This window comes from Arthrobacter sp. 05L428 (genome assembly GCF_056397665.1).
The window spans coordinates 588,610-602,779 of record NZ_JBFTNW010000001.1; the positions used below are offsets into that span (position 1 = coordinate 588,610).

The 14,170-nt window shown below is 68.0% G+C and carries 8 protein-coding genes and 2 tRNA genes; 6 read left to right on the plus strand and 4 right to left on the minus strand.

The window, feature by feature from the left end:
* Positions 1–46 precede the first annotated feature (46 nt).
* Positions 47–1,498: a zinc-dependent metalloprotease gene (locus AC1DH3_RS02820; protein WP_476908539.1), complete on the minus strand. Its 1,452-nt coding sequence runs from the start codon at positions 1,496–1,498 to the stop codon at positions 47–49.
* 235 nt (positions 1,499–1,733) lie between these two features.
* On the opposite strand from AC1DH3_RS02820, the gene AC1DH3_RS02825 reads away from it, so the two are divergent.
* From AC1DH3_RS02825 to AC1DH3_RS02840, 4 genes are all read left to right on the plus strand, one after another.
* Entirely contained in the window at positions 1,734–2,963 is a 1,230-nt protein-coding gene (locus tag AC1DH3_RS02825) for a YlbL family protein (RefSeq protein ID WP_476908540.1), read from the plus strand.
* 159 nt (positions 2,964–3,122) lie between these two features.
* Positions 3,123–6,152, plus strand: coding sequence for a UPF0182 family membrane protein (locus tag AC1DH3_RS02830; RefSeq protein ID WP_476908541.1), 3,030 nt, complete (start codon positions 3,123–3,125; stop codon positions 6,150–6,152).
* Positions 6,153–6,372: 220 nt separating this feature from the next.
* Positions 6,373–6,446: transfer RNA gene (locus AC1DH3_RS02835), tRNA-Met, on the plus strand.
* 159 nt (positions 6,447–6,605) lie between these two features.
* Positions 6,606–6,682, plus strand: a tRNA-Met gene (locus AC1DH3_RS02840).
* A gap of 52 nt (positions 6,683–6,734) precedes the next feature.
* On the opposite strand, the gene AC1DH3_RS02845 is transcribed toward AC1DH3_RS02840, so the two are convergent.
* The 3 genes from AC1DH3_RS02845 to AC1DH3_RS02855 form a co-directional block, all read right to left on the minus strand.
* On the minus strand, positions 6,735–8,159 hold the full coding sequence (locus AC1DH3_RS02845) for a cryptochrome/photolyase family protein (protein WP_476908542.1): 1,425 nt from the start codon (positions 8,157–8,159) through the stop codon (positions 6,735–6,737).
* 79 nt (positions 8,160–8,238) lie between these two features.
* Positions 8,239–9,027: a PspA/IM30 family protein gene (locus AC1DH3_RS02850; RefSeq protein WP_476892221.1), complete on the minus strand. Its 789-nt coding sequence runs from the start codon at positions 9,025–9,027 to the stop codon at positions 8,239–8,241.
* Between the two features lie 115 nt (positions 9,028–9,142).
* Positions 9,143–11,188, minus strand: coding sequence for a TPM domain-containing protein (locus AC1DH3_RS02855; RefSeq protein WP_476908543.1), 2,046 nt, complete (start codon positions 11,186–11,188; stop codon positions 9,143–9,145).
* Between the two features lie 306 nt (positions 11,189–11,494).
* Between AC1DH3_RS02855 and AC1DH3_RS02860 the strand changes: the two genes are divergently transcribed.
* The gene (locus AC1DH3_RS02860) at positions 11,495–13,069 is read left to right on the plus strand and encodes a S1C family serine protease (RefSeq protein ID WP_441417230.1); all 1,575 of its coding nucleotides are present in this window, start codon (positions 11,495–11,497) and stop codon (positions 13,067–13,069) included.
* Positions 13,070–13,365: 296 nt separating this feature from the next.
* The gene (locus AC1DH3_RS02865) at positions 13,366–14,166 is read left to right on the plus strand and encodes an electron transfer flavoprotein subunit beta/FixA family protein (protein ID WP_441417847.1); all 801 of its coding nucleotides are present in this window, start codon (positions 13,366–13,368) and stop codon (positions 14,164–14,166) included.
* The last annotated feature ends 4 nt before the right edge of the window (positions 14,167–14,170 follow it).

The window sequence follows — 14,170 nt, forward strand, 5'->3', positions numbered from 1 at the left end:
GAGGTTCCGGCCGGGGCTTTCCGGTGCCGCACGCCGAAATAGCCAGTCAGGCCTTGGGGCTGCCGGTGTCGTCCCCGGCTCCGGGCTCACCGCTGGAATCGTCCCCGGTTTCGCCGGTATGGTCTTCGCCCTGCTCCGCCCCTGGTTCAGCCGTGTCGAACCCGCCGCTCAGCAGCTTCTGCAGCGCGTCGTCAACCTCGGTGTCACTGGCCTCGGCCAGCTTGCGGCGTTCGCTGAAGCCCTTCGGATCGTCCAGGTCTCCGGCCGTGGGCAACAGGTCGGGGTGCTGCCAGATGGCGTCCCGGCCTTCCACGCCGCGTTCTTCCTTCAGCTGGGCCCACAGCGTGGCGGCCTCGCGCAGCCGGCGGGGCCGCAGCTCAAGACCGACCAGCGAGGAGAACGCGTGCTCCGCGGGGCCGCCGGTCGCGCGTCGGCGCCGGACGGTTTCGCGCAGCGCCGCGGCCGAGAGCAGCAGCTTCTCCGTTGCGGCGGCCGTGAGTTCATCCACCCAGCCCTCCACCAGGGCCAGTGCCGTCTCAAGCTTCTCGAGGGCCTGGTCCTGGGCGGGCGTGCGCTGCGGCATGAAGACACCCTGCGAGAGTGCTTCCTGGATGCCCTCCGGGTTGCTGGGGTCCAGCTCGCGGGCGAGTTCCTCGATCTTGGAGGTGTCGATGTGGATGCCGCGGGCGTAGGCCTCGATCGCGCCGAGCAGGTGCCCGCGCAGCCACGGGACCTGCACAAAGAGCCGGGCGTGGGCGGCTTCGCGGACCGCGAGGAAGAGGCGGATGTCGTTTTCCGGCAGGCCGAGGCCCTCGCCGAACTTCGCCACATTGGCCGGCAGCAGCGCCATTTCCAGGTCGGCCAGCGGGACACCGATGTCCGTGGAGCTGACCACCTCGGCGGAGAGCGCGCCGATCGCCTGGCCCAGCTGCATGCCGAAAATGGCCCCGCCCATATTTTGCAGCATCGAGGAGGCGCCGCCCATCATGGACTTCATTTCCTCGGGCATCTGCTCGGTCATGGCGGAGGAGAGCGCGTTGGCGATGCTGTTCGCGACGGGCTCCGTCAGCCGCTTCCACGTCCCCAGGGTTTCCTCGACCCATTCGGCGCGGGACCAGGCCCGGCCGATCAGTCCGGTGGCGGGAAGCTCGGTGACCTGGTCCAGCCAGAGCTCGGCGAGCCGGAGGGCCTCGTCGACTTCGCGGGACTGCGCGGCGGTCACTGACGGGTCGGAGCCGCTGGCGGCCACCCGGCGGGCGTTTTCGTGCGCCAGCTGCCAGTTCACCGGACCGTCGGAGGACGCGCTCATCATGGCCTGGACCTGCGAAAACATCTGGGCCAGCAGGTTGGGGTCGTCGGGCAGCCCGGCGGCCTTGGCGAGCTCTGCCGGATCGATGTCCCCCATGCCCTTGCCGCCCATCAGGTTCTGCAGCATTTCTGCCAGCGGATCCTTGGGTTCGTCGTCCCCGTTGGACGGATTGAGTGGGTTAGAGGTCATGATCCCGCCGATCGTCGGTGTGACTGGTGCTCATCTTCACGCTACCCCTCCGTGTGAGCGGCTGTCTCCCGAAACCCGGCCACGTTCGCTGTCGGCAAAGAGCCCCTGCGGTGCCCGAGCGCGTAGTGTTAGAGACTGGAATATTTGAAGGCTGCGGAGCCGGTTTCGGCCGCAGCCGCAGCGCCCTGATCCGGGCCCCGCAAGGGCCAAGGCGCCGGCATGGAGAGGTCCTTCATTGACGTTTAACCAGGGCGGGCAGCTGCCGGCCGAACCCGCGCCCCGCGACGGCGGCAGCGGTACCCGCAGCGCCGGCGGCAAGCCCAGCCTGTGGTCCCGTTTCGCCGCCGGACGCGGCGCCGCAGGCAGCGGAGGCAGTGCCCCGGGACGGAGGACCCGCGGTGCCAACGGCGGGGGAGAGGACAACCGCTCCTCCACCATGCTCGTCTCCGGCCTGTTGGCGATGGCCCTCGGCCTCGCCGCCATGAGCCTGCCCGTTCCCTATGTGATCGAATCGCCCGGCCCTACGTTCAATACGCTCGGCACGGACAACGGCAAGCCGGTCATCACCGTGGCGGGACACGAGACCTTCCCGGCCAAGGGCAACCTGGACCTCACCACCGTCTACGTCGACGGCGGCCCCAACGGGCCGGTCACGGTCTTCGAAGCCCTGAGCGCGTGGCTGAACGCCGCAAAGGCGGTCTATCCGGAGGAACTGATCTTCCCCAAGGGCGTCACCAAGGAACAGTCGCAGCAGGAAAGCGCGGTCGCCATGACGACCTCGCAGGAGAATGCCGTCGCCGCGGCGCTCAAGGAACTCAGTATCCCGTTCGAGCAGAAGCTGCAGGTTGCCGGGATTCCGGACGACTCGGCGTCGAAGGGCAAGATCCAGGAAGGCGACGTGCTGGTCTCGATCGACGGCAAGCCGATCACCGCGCTGAGCGTTGTCCAGGCGCAGCTCGCGGCGGGGAACGGCAAGCCGGTCACGGTCGTCGTCGAGCGCAATGGCAGCCAACTGCCGCTGACGGTCACCCCGAGCAAGTCCCAGACCGGCCGCTACCTCCTCGGCGTCGTGCTGCAGTACAAGTTCAAGTTCCCGTTCAACGTCAAGATCTCGCTGGACAAGGTCGGAGGCCCCAGCGCCGGCATGATGTTCGCCCTCGGCATCGTCGACACTGTGACCCCCGGTGACCTGACCGGCGGCAGGCATATTGCAGGCACCGGCACCATCACGCCCGACGGCGCCGTGGGGGCCATCGGCGGGATCAGCCAGAAGATGGTCGGGGCCAGGTCCGGCGGCGCCACGATGTTCCTGGCCCCGGCGGCCAACTGCGACGACGTCGTGGGCCACATCCCGGCAGGCCTCCAGGTCGTCAAGGTGGAGAACCTGGCCGACGCGCGCCGCGCCGTCGAGCTCGCCGCTGCCGGCGGCGACACATCGGGGCTTCCGGTCTGCACCAGCAACTAGACTGACCCCGGAACTAAGCTCAGGCGCCACTCGTGGCACTAATGACGGCCGCTGCCGCCCTGCCGGGCCGGCGCCGGCAGTCGCTAGACTGCAGCAACACGATGCACTTAGACAACTAAAAAACCAGCAGCACTGACGACCAGCTATGAGGTACCGAGTTTGTCCCGTCCCAGCACCGTCCCACCCGGAAGGCCACAGCAACGGCGAGGCGCACTGACGCCGACACTGATTGTTGTCGCCCTGATCGTCGTGGGCTTCATTTTCTTCGCCAATGTCTGGACGGACGTCCTCTGGTACCAGCAGTTGGGCTTTTTTGAAGTCTTCCTGACCGAGAACATCGCACGGATCGCCATCTTCCTGGCCGGCTTCGCCGTGATGTTCGCCGCCGTGTTCTTCGCGATCCGGATCGCCTATATCGCCCGGCCTGTCTACGCACCCGACTCGGACGTCCGCGACAACCTCAACCGCTACCAGGCCCAGCTTGAACCGATCCGCCGCGTGGTCATGATCGGCCTGCCGGTGCTGTTCGGCCTCTTCGCCGGCAGCGCGGCCGCCAGCCAGTGGCAAAAGGTGATGCTCTTCCTCAACCAGGAGCCCTTCGGCCAGAACGATCCGCAGTTCAACCTGGACATCAGTTTCTACCTCATGACCCTGCCTTTCCTGGGCTTCGTTACCGGTTTCCTGATCAGCGTCGCCGTCGTGGCCGGGGTCGCCGGCATCCTCACGCACTACCTTTACGGCAGCATCCGCCTGATGGAGCGCGGCGTCTTCACCAGCCGCGCCGCCCAGATCCACCTCGCGGTCGCGGGCGCGGCGTTCCTGCTGCTGCTTGGCGTCAACTTCTGGCTTGACCGCTACTCCGCCGTGCTGAACAACGGCGGCCGCTGGGCCGGCGCGCTCTACACCGACGTGAACGCGGTCATCCCCACCAAGGCCATCCTCGCCGTCGCCGCCGCACTCGTGGCCGTCCTCTTCATCGTCGCTGCAGTGATCGGCAAGTGGCGCTTGCCGGTGATCGGCACCGCCATGCTTGTGATCACGTCGATCCTGGCCGGCGGCGTTTACCCCTGGGTGATCCAGCAGTTCCAGGTCCGCCCCTCGGAGCAGACCCTGGAGAACGAGTACATCAAGCGCAACATCACCATGACCCGCGCCGCCTATGGCCTGGATAAGATCCAGGAGAAGCGCTACGAGGCCACCACCAAGGCCACCACCGGCGCCCTGGCCCCGGACGCCCAGACCACCGCCAACATCCGCCTGCTGGACCCGAACCTGATCTCGGACGCGTTCTCCCAACTGGAGCAGTACCGGCCGTACTACCAGTTCCCGAGCACCCTGAACGTGGACCGCTACGAGGTGAACGGCAAGATCCAGGACACCGTCATCGCGGTGCGCGAGCTGAACCCGGGCGGCCTGGCCACCAACCAGCAGTCCTGGCTCAACAAGCACGTGGTCTACACCCACGGGTACGGCGTGGTCGCGGCCAAGGGCAACAAGTTCACCGCGGACGGCAAGCCCGAGTTCCTGCAATCGGGTATCCCCTCCACAGGCGTGCTGGGGACCGACACCAGCTACCAGCCGCGGATCTACTTCGGCGAGAACTCGCCGGACTACTCGATCGTCGGCGCTCCGGCCGGTGCCGCGCACCGCGAGCAGGACCGCCCGGCGGCCAAAGAAGGCGACGCCGGAACGCAGTACACCTTCACCGGCAACGGCGGTCCGAACGTGGGCAGCTTCTTCAACAAGATCCTCTACTCGATCAAGTTCCAGTCCTCGGACCTGCTGCTGTCCGACGGCGTCAACGCCGAGTCACAGATCCTTTACGACCGGAGCCCGAAGGACCGGGTGGAGAAGGTCGCGCCCTACCTGACGGTCGACGGAAACGCCTATCCCGCCGTCGTCGACGGCAGGGTGAAGTGGATTGTGGACGGCTACACCACGAGCCCGTACTTCCCGTACTCGCAGCAGGAGCAGCTCTCGGACGCCACGCGGGACTCGCAGACCTCGGCCGGCCGCACCGCCGCGCTGCCGAGCAACTCCGTCAACTACATCCGAAACTCGGTGAAGGCCACCGTGGACGCCTACGACGGTTCCGTCACGCTCTACGCCTGGGACGACCAGGATCCGGTCCTGAAGGCCTGGCAGAAGGTGTTCCCGACCTCCCTAAAGCCGTACTCGGAGATGTCCGGCGCCCTGATGAGCCATGTCCGCTACCCGGAGGACCTGTTCAAGGTCCAGCGCGAACTCTTGGGCCGGTACCACGTAACGAACCCGGACAGCTTCTTCACCAACAATGATGCCTGGAGCGTCCCGAACGACCCGACCGTCAAGGAAGAAGGGGTCAAACAGCCGCCGTTCTACATGTCGCTGCAGATGCCCGACCAGGACAAGCCTGCCTTCCAGCTGACGTCGTCATTCATCCCGCAGGTAGTCAATGGCAATGCGCGCAACGTGCTTTACGGCTTCCTGGCCGCGGACTCGGATGCCGGCAACCAGAAGGGCGTAAAGGCGGCGAGCTACGGGCAGTTGCGGCTGCTGCAGATTCCGCCGGAAGCCAACGTCCCCGGGCCCGGCCAGGCGCAGAACAAGTTCAACTCCGATCCCACCGTGTCGCAGGCCCTGAATCTGCTGCGACAGGGCGCATCGGCGGTGCTCAACGGCAACCTGCTGACGCTGCCGGTGGGCGGGGGCCTGCTCTACGTGCAGCCGGTGTACCTGAAGTCGACCGGCGAGACCTCCTACCCGACGCTGCAACGGGTCCTGGTCGCATTCGGTGACAAGATCGGCTTCGCGCCGACCCTTGACGAGGCACTGAACCAGCTGTTCGGCGGCCGCTCCGGCGCCACCGCCGGCGACGCCGCCAACAACGGCCAAACCCCGGCCACCCCGGCCCCGGGAGCAACGCCCCCGGCCACCGGCGGCACGACGGACGCCAAGGCGGAACTGAAAGCGGCCCTCGAAGAGGCCAACGGCGCGATCCAGGCCGGCCAGGCGGCCCTGGCCAAGGGTGACTTCGCGGCCTACGGCGAGCAGCAGAAGAAGCTCTCCGCGGCCCTGCAGCGGGCGATCGACGCAGAGGCCAGGATCACCACGACGACGCCGTCGCCGTCACCGTCGGCCACTCCGTCGCCGAGCGGCAGCGCGTCGCCGTCGTCCACGCCCTCGCCGTCGCCCTCGCCGAGTAAGTAGGCGCCGACGGCCCGGCAGGCGTTTGTAGGAAGGCCGAAGGCCGGATTCCCCGTTCCGTTCGAGCGGGGGATCCGGCCTTTCGCCTTGGCTTGAACGGGCGAACCGGCAGCTTGCGGGTCCCGTGCGGACCTCCGGGCAGGGGCCGAGTGACGGATGGGACGCACATCACGCCGCCCCGATTTGGCCTGCCGTTCACCGGCAGGTAAAGTTGATCATGCGACGCGGGGTGGAGCAGTTCGGTAGCTCGCTGGGCTCATAACCCAGAGGTCACAGGTTCAAATCCTGTCCCCGCAACTGAGAAGAAGTCCGGAACACTGGAAAGTGTTCCGGACTTCTTGCTTTAAGTCCTCAGACTGCCTCTTTCCTCTGCACAGCGCCTCGTGATCCATGAGGCGACCGGTCCGGGCCCGTGGTCGGGGCGGCGGCCAAAGTAGGGTAGTGTTGATCAAGCGACGCGGGGTGGAGCAGTTCGGTAGCTCGCTGGGCTCATAACCCAGAGGTCGCAGGTTCAAATCCTGCCCCCGCAACCAATGGCAGTAATAGCAAAGGCCCGGATCCCAGGATCCGGGCCTTTGCTGTTTCCTAGGCGTCCTTGAGCCGCTGGTAGGTGTCCAGGGCCCGAGCCCGCGACTCGGGCAGACCCACGATCGGGCCCGGGTAGCCGGCCGCGCCGCCGTCGGCCTTCCACGGTTCATGTACCGCCTTGTCGTCGAGGCCGGCAAGCTCCGGAATAAAGGCCCGCAGGTAGCGCCCGGCAGCGTCGAACTTCTTGCTCTGGGTAACCGGGTTGAAGATGCGGAAGTAGGGGGAGGCGTCGGCTCCGGAACCGGCCACCCACTGCCAGTTTGCCGGGTTGCTCGCGGCGTCGGCGTCCACCAGGGTGTCCCAGAACCACGCCTCCCCGAGCCGCCAGTCGGCCAGCAGGTTCTTGACCAGGAACGAGGCCGCTGCCATCCGGACGCGGTTGTGCATCCAGCCGGTCTGCCACAGCTGGCGCATGCCGGCGTCCACCAGTGGGTAGCCCGTGCGGCCCTGCTGCCACGCCTGCAGTTCGGCGTCCGACGGCGTCTGCCAGGCGAAGCGGTCAAACTCGGGGCGGTAGTTGCGGGTGGCCAGCTGCGGGTTCTCGTAGAGCAGTTGCCAGCAGAATTCCCGCCAGCCGAGTTCGGAGCGGAAGATCCCGACGTCGGCCGGTGCGCCGCGCGGGTAGCGTTCCCGCAGCGCATGCCAGACCCGGAACGGGCTGATCTCGCCGAAACGCAGGTGCGGGGAGAGCCTGCTGGTGCCCTCGACGCCGGGGACGTCCCTGCCGGTGCCGTACTCGACCGCGGGGCCGCCGAGGAAGTCTTCCAGCCTGCTCTGCGCGCCCGCCTCGCCCGGCGTCCATTCCGCGGCGAGCCCGGCGCTCCAGTCCGGGCTGTGGGGGAGCAGGTGCCAGCTTTCCAGAGCGTCGCTCCCCGGCAGTTCACCGGCCTCGGTCTTCGCCGGCTCGGGGAGCCGCTGCGGCGCGTCCAGCGGCAGTCGGGGCTCCGGTGCGTCGAGGCAGGCCTTCCAGAACGGGGTGAAGACCTTGTACGGGCCGCCGGATCCGGTCCGCACCGTCCACGGCTCGAACATCAGGCTGGCCTGGAAGCTCGTGGCGGTGATCTCCCGCCCCGCCGCCCAGTCCTTGAGGCCGGCATCGATGGTGCGTTCCGGGCCGCCGTAGCGGCGGTTCCAGAGCAGCCGGGCGGCGCCGGTTTCCTCGGCCAGCCCCCGGATGACCTCCTCCGCCGGGCCGCGGCGGAGGAGCAGGCGCGACCCTGCCGCCTCAAGGTCGGCGGCGAGCGACTCGAGCGAGTGGTGCAGCCACCACTTCGCGGCGCCGCCGAGGGGCCGCACGCCCGGCGAAGCTTCGTCGAGCACGTAGACAACGGTCAGCGGGTCACCGGACGCCGCAGCTTCCGCAAGGGCGGGGTTGTCGTCGAGGCGGAGGTCATCGCGGAGCCAGACAAGGGTCGAAGACATGGCTCCACGCTACTGGATTGGCGGCCCCCCGACACAGCAAAGGCCGGGCACCCGCAGGTGCCCGGCCCCGCCTTAAGGGTTAGAGCTTGTCGAAGTCGGCTTCCTCAACGGTGGAGCGGGCGGCCGCGCCGTTGCCGGCGCCGAGGGCCGGGGCGGCGCCGCCGGACTTCAGCGCTGCCAGGCGGGCCTCGATCTCGGTCTGCTCGCCGAGGTCCTCCAGGGAGTTGAACTGGGCGTCCAGGCTGGAGGCGGCGAGTTCCTGCTGGCCGCGGACCTTGGCCTCCTCGCGGCGGATCTTTTCCTCGAACCGGCCCACCTCGGAGGTCGGATCCATGATGTCAATGCTCTTGAGGGCATCGTGCACCTGGGTCTGCGCGGCCGCCGTCTTGGACCGGGCCACCAACTCGTTGCGCTTGCTGGTGAGCTCGTTGAGCTTGCCCTTCATCTGGTCCAGGCCGTGCTTGAGCTTGTCCACGACGTCGGTCTGGGAAGCGATGCTCGGCTCGGCCGACTTCGCCTCGTTCTCCGACGACATCTGGCGCTGCAGGGCCACCTTGGCCAGGTTGTCGAACTTCTCGGCATCCACAATGTCGCCCTTGGCACGGTACTCGTCGGCCTTGCGCGAGGCGGCCAGTGCCTTGTTGCCCCAGTCCTGCGCGTTCTTGATGTCCTCGTTGTAGTCGTCCTGGAGCATGCGCAGGTTGCCGATGGTCTGGGCGACCGCTGATTCGGCCTCGGCGATGTTGTTCGTGTAGTCGCGGACCATCTGGTCCAGCATCTTCTGCGGGTCCTCTGCCTGGTCCAGCAAGGAGTTGATGTTCGCCTTCGCCAGCTGCGCCATGCGGCCGAAAATGGACTGCTTAACCATGGTGTTACCTTTCGTCCTATCCAGTGGTGGCCACTGAATTCGGTGAACAGTGAATGTACCGCTTCTACCCGCCGGCCGGATCGAGTCCGCCGGCGCCTAGTCTGTGACCGGCCGGCTAAAAACTCCCTGAGTCCCCGCCGCCGAAGTCGCCGCCGCCGCCAAAGTCGCCGCCGCCCCAACCGCCGCCGGAGTCGCCGCCGCCCCAGCCTCCGCCGCCTCCGCCCCAACCGCCGCCACCGCCGCCGTGCAGGATGGAGTTGATCAGGATGCCACCGAGGATGGCGCCGCCGAGGCCGCCTCCTCCGCCGCCGCCGAACATCCCGCCGCGGCCGTAGCCCTGGTTCGCGTAGCCGCCGAACTGGTCCACATCGGCTTGCGCCAGCTGTGCGGCCTGGGCGGCGAGGGAATGAGCCTGCTGCGCGTACTGCAGGGCGGTGACCGGGTCGGTGCGGGAGATGGACAGGGCGTAGTCGAGGTTGCGCTGCGCCTCGGCGAGCCGGGTGCGCGCCTCGGTGCCCACCCCGCCGCGGCGTGCCGTGATGTAGTCGGAGGTCGCGCTGATCTGCGCCTGGGCGGACATGATGCTCTGCTGCAGCGAGGCCTGCGCCCGGCGGGCCTGCTCCTGCTGGTCCCGGATGCCGGTCAGGGCCGTGTCGAGGGACTGGTGGGCGTTCTCCACGCGCTCCAGCGTGGCGATGGGGTCGATCTTGCCGGCCTGGATTTCGGCTTTGACCTGGGCCAGTGCGGCCTCCACCCCGGCGACCGGTCCGGCCAGCTCCGGGTGGGCGCCGGACTGGATCATGGCCCGCGCCTGGGCGAGGTCCTGCGACGTGTCCACGACGGCGGACTCGAGTCCGCTGCGGGCCTCGTCCAGATTGGCCGCCACCTTGGCGATGGCCCCGAGCAGCACGTTGGTCTGGTGCAGGCTCTCCTCGGCGGCCCGGACCGCGACGGCGGCAAGGCTGCCCTCGCCGGCGCTGAGCTTGTCCTGGGCCGTGGTGGAGGCGTTTTGCACAAATGCCAGACGTTCCTTGGCCTGGCTGATGTTGTCCGCGACCTGCGTCAGGGCGCTCTCCGCATATTTTGCCCGGAGCTCGCCCAGCGACTGCTCAGCGGCGGCAATCTTGGCCTCCGCGTCCTTTGCGCCGGTGCCGACGGCCGCCAGCGCCTGCGGGGCGTTCTTCTCAAGCTCCCGCAGGGAATCGAAGTCCGCCTTCTGCTCCTGGAGGGAGGACAGTGCGGCCTCGGAGCGGCGGATGATTTCGCCCAGCCAGGTCCGCTGCTGCTCTTCGGTGTCCGGAATGTGGTCGTCAAGCTGCTGCTGCAGCTTGAACGACTCGCTCATGTGGGCCTTGGCGTCCTGCAGTGCTTTCGTGAAGTTGCCGACGGCGGCGTCGCCGTACTGCGCCTGGGCGAAGCCAAGCTCCTGTTCGCTGGACTTGATGGCGTCGTCCGCTTCGATCAGCAGCGAACCGCTCTTGCGGCGCAGCTCCTCAACGCTCAATCCGGCGAGGGGGTCGAGTTCGGCGCCCTGCGGGCCATAGGCGGTGCCGCCTGCCGCGGCGGTCTTTTTCCGTCGGTTGCGCAGGTAAAGATAGGTTCCCACGCCGCCGGCCGCCACGACGCCGACGCCGACCAGGACGCCGTTCCCGGCGCCCGCAGAGGGGACCGAGCCGCTGCCGCCGCCGGCGGCGTCACCGACTGCCGCGGCGGTGTCAATCGCGGCCTGCGCAAAGTCGCGCTTTCCGCCGGCCAGGTTCGCGACGATTGCGTTGTCGCTGATGCTGCGAGTCTTCGAGTAGATGGCGCTGGCCGAGTTGGGCGAGAAGTAGTACTTGCCGTCGTCGGACATGGCCAGGATGACGTCGGCCCGGCCCATACCCTTCTTGGTGGCCACGGCCTGTGACCATGACTTGGGGTCGGCCGGGTTCTCGAAGGTCTTTACGGTGACCACGTAAAGGTTGTACTTGTGGTCCTTCAGGAGCTTCTGGATCGCGTCCTGGACCTCGCCCTTGCGGCTGCCGAGCACGTTGCCGCTGTCGACGATGTTCTGCCCGGAAGGAATGGTCACCGGATCTTCGGCGAGGGCAGGAGCGGCGGGGAGCGCCAGCAGTCCGGCCACGCCGAGAACGGCGAGGAATCGTTTCATCATTGACCGCATGTGCAACCCTTCAGCACTTCTGTGACCGGATCGAGCCGAGCCGGTCGTCTCAGAACGCAGCAGCGCCCCCACGCAGGTGTAAAGCCGCAGGTCGCTGTGGCAATTCCATTTGATTCTATGGTGCACCCCAATGGCCGTCCACCGCCGGGAATATGCCACCAGCGAAACGCGCTGAAGCTGGCGGGACGGGAGGACCCGGCCCCGCCCCGGCGCGCGTCGGCATTCAGGAACCTCCCAGCAAATGTTCGCTTATGTTCCAGTCTGGACCGCCATAATTGACTGCAGACGAGGATGAAAGGAAGTCCCATGACTGAGAACCCAATGCAGGGCGCGTCACCGGATCCATCGACCCCGAACGGGGAGCCGCTTGAGCCGGGGGAGGCCGCTGCCGGGGCTTCGCACAGCACAGCGGCGGAGGACTCAGCCCGGGAAAACCCGACCATGAGGCTTGACCAATCGGCGGATGGCTCCCCGCGCCCCGTGTATCCGGAGCGTCCCCCGGCCTATGCCCAGCACTCGGGTCCCGAGACGCAGCAGTTTGGCGCGCCCTCGCACGAACAGCCCGCGCCCTACGGCCAGGGAGCCAGCCCCTATGGCGCCTACGGCAACCAGCCGCCTGCCGGACAGGCTCCCCACAACAATGCGTTTAACCACCCGGCCAACGCGCCGAAGCGCAAGGCCGCCTTCGGCGTTCCCACCCTCATTGCCAGCATCCTGGCCGCCGGTCTGGTGGGCGGCGGAGTCGTGGCCGGCAGCAACGCCCTGATCGGGAACCGGCCCCTGTCTTCCACGGGCAGCACCAGCCAGTCCGGCACCGTGATCGTGAACAACAAGGACGACGTCAACGCGATCACCGCCGCAGCGATGAAGGCCTCGCCCAGCGTCGTGACCATCAAGGCCTCGAGCGGAAGCGACGGAGGCACGGGGTCCGGCATCATCCTCGACGGCGATGGCCACGTCCTCACCAACACCCACGTCGTCACGCTGGACGGCAAGACCGCCAACGCCGCCGTGGAGGTCCGCACGAGCGACGGCAAAGTCTTCAGCGCGAAGATCGTCGGCACCGACCCGCTCTCGGACCTCGCCGTGATCAAGATCGACAAGCCGGCCGGGCTGGTTCCGGCAACCCTTGGCGACTCGGACAAACTCAACGTCGGTGACACCGCCGTCGCGATCGGCTCCCCGCTGGGCCTGACCGGAACCGTCACAGACGGCATCGTCTCCACTCTCAACCGCACCATCAGCGTGGCCTCCTCGGCCGCCCCCAAGGGCGGCGCCGACAATTCCCAGGGCGGCGACCAGGGCTTCCAGTTCGCCCCTCCCGGTGGCGGCCAGGCGCCGAGCACTGCCGATCAGGGCAGCATCTCGATCAACGTCATCCAGACCGACGCGGCCATCAACCCGGGTAACTCCGGCGGCGCGCTGGTGAACAGCAAGGGTGAAATCATCGGCGTCAACGTGGCCATCGCCTCCGCCGGCGGGGACGCCAGCGGCAGCACGAGCAGCGGCAACATCGGCGTCGGCTTCAGCATCCCGATCAACCACGCCAAGCGCGTGGCCCAGGAGATCATCAGCACCGGCAAGGCCACCCACGGCCAGCTTGGAGTGAGCGTGAAGTCCAAGGCGGCCGGCACCTCGTCCTCCGGCTTCTCGGTCGGCGCCGACGTGGCCACGGTCGAACCGGGCTCGGCCGCCGACAAGGCCGGCATCAAGGTGGGCGACGTCATCACGAAGTTCCAGGACCGGACCATCAGCGATCCGAACCAGCTGACGGCCGCCGTGCGCGAGCAGGCCGCCGGCGCGACGGTCAAGGTCACCGTCCTCCGGGGCGGCCAGGAACAGCAGCTCGATGTGACCCTTGGTGCGGCCGCCGACCAGTAGCGAACAGCAGTACGACGAGAGGGTCCCGGAGCCGCAACGCCCGGCCCGTGACGCCGGCCGGCACCTTGGGGTGCCGGCCGGCGCTGCTTTTCCCGGCTCCCTTTTCCGGCACGCTAACGACCGCTATTGCCCCTTTCCGGGGCGCCCTGACACAGGCGTTAACCGAGGCCCCGCCAGGCCCGCGCTATATGGTTAGCTAGGAGCAACCCGGCACCCCGGGCGCTCCCTGGCCACGTCCCCACCCGGCTGGCTGCCCACCCGCATGGAAGGCTGCTGTAAACACAGTGGAAGAGACTTTGAAGATCATCGTGCTGGTCAAGCACGTACCGGACGCGCAGTTCGACCGCCACCTTGGCGGCGGGGACAACACCACGGACCGGTCCGAAAGCATCCTGTCGGAGCTCGACGAATACGCCCTGGAAGCCGCGCTGCAGCTGATCGAGGCTCGCGGTGGCGAAGCGGCCGGCAACAAGGTCATCGCCCTGAGCATGGGCCCGGCCGGCGCCGTCAATGCCGTCAAGAAGTCGCTGCAGATCGGCGCCACCGAAGGTGTCCACCTCAGCGACGATGCGCTCGCCGGCTCGGACGCGGCAGCCACCTCGCTGGCGCTGGCCGCGGCGATCCGGCACCTCGGCGCCGACGCGCCCGCGGATCTCATCCTGACCGGCATGGCCTCCACCGACGGGGAGACCTCGCTGGTCCCGGCCCAGCTCGCCGAGCGCCTTGGCCTGCCGCAGGTGACCTTCGCATCCTCGCTGGAACTCGACGGCGGCAAGCTCACGGCCCGCCGCGACGGTGACTCGCACGCGGACACCGTCGAGGCCACCCTGCCGGCCCTCGTTTCGGTCACGGACCAGATCAACGACCCCCGCTACCCGAATTTCAAGGGCATCATGGCGGCGAAGAAGAAGACCATCGCCACCCTGACGCTGGGAGACATCGGCGTCGAACCCGGCCAGGTGGGGCTCGCGGGCTCCTGGACCGCCGTCGAGACCGCCGAAGCGCGCCCGCCGCGGACGGCCGGCACCATCATCACCGACGAAGGCGACGCCGGCCTCAGGCTGGTCGAGTTCCTGGCCGCCCAGAAGCTGCTCTAAGGGG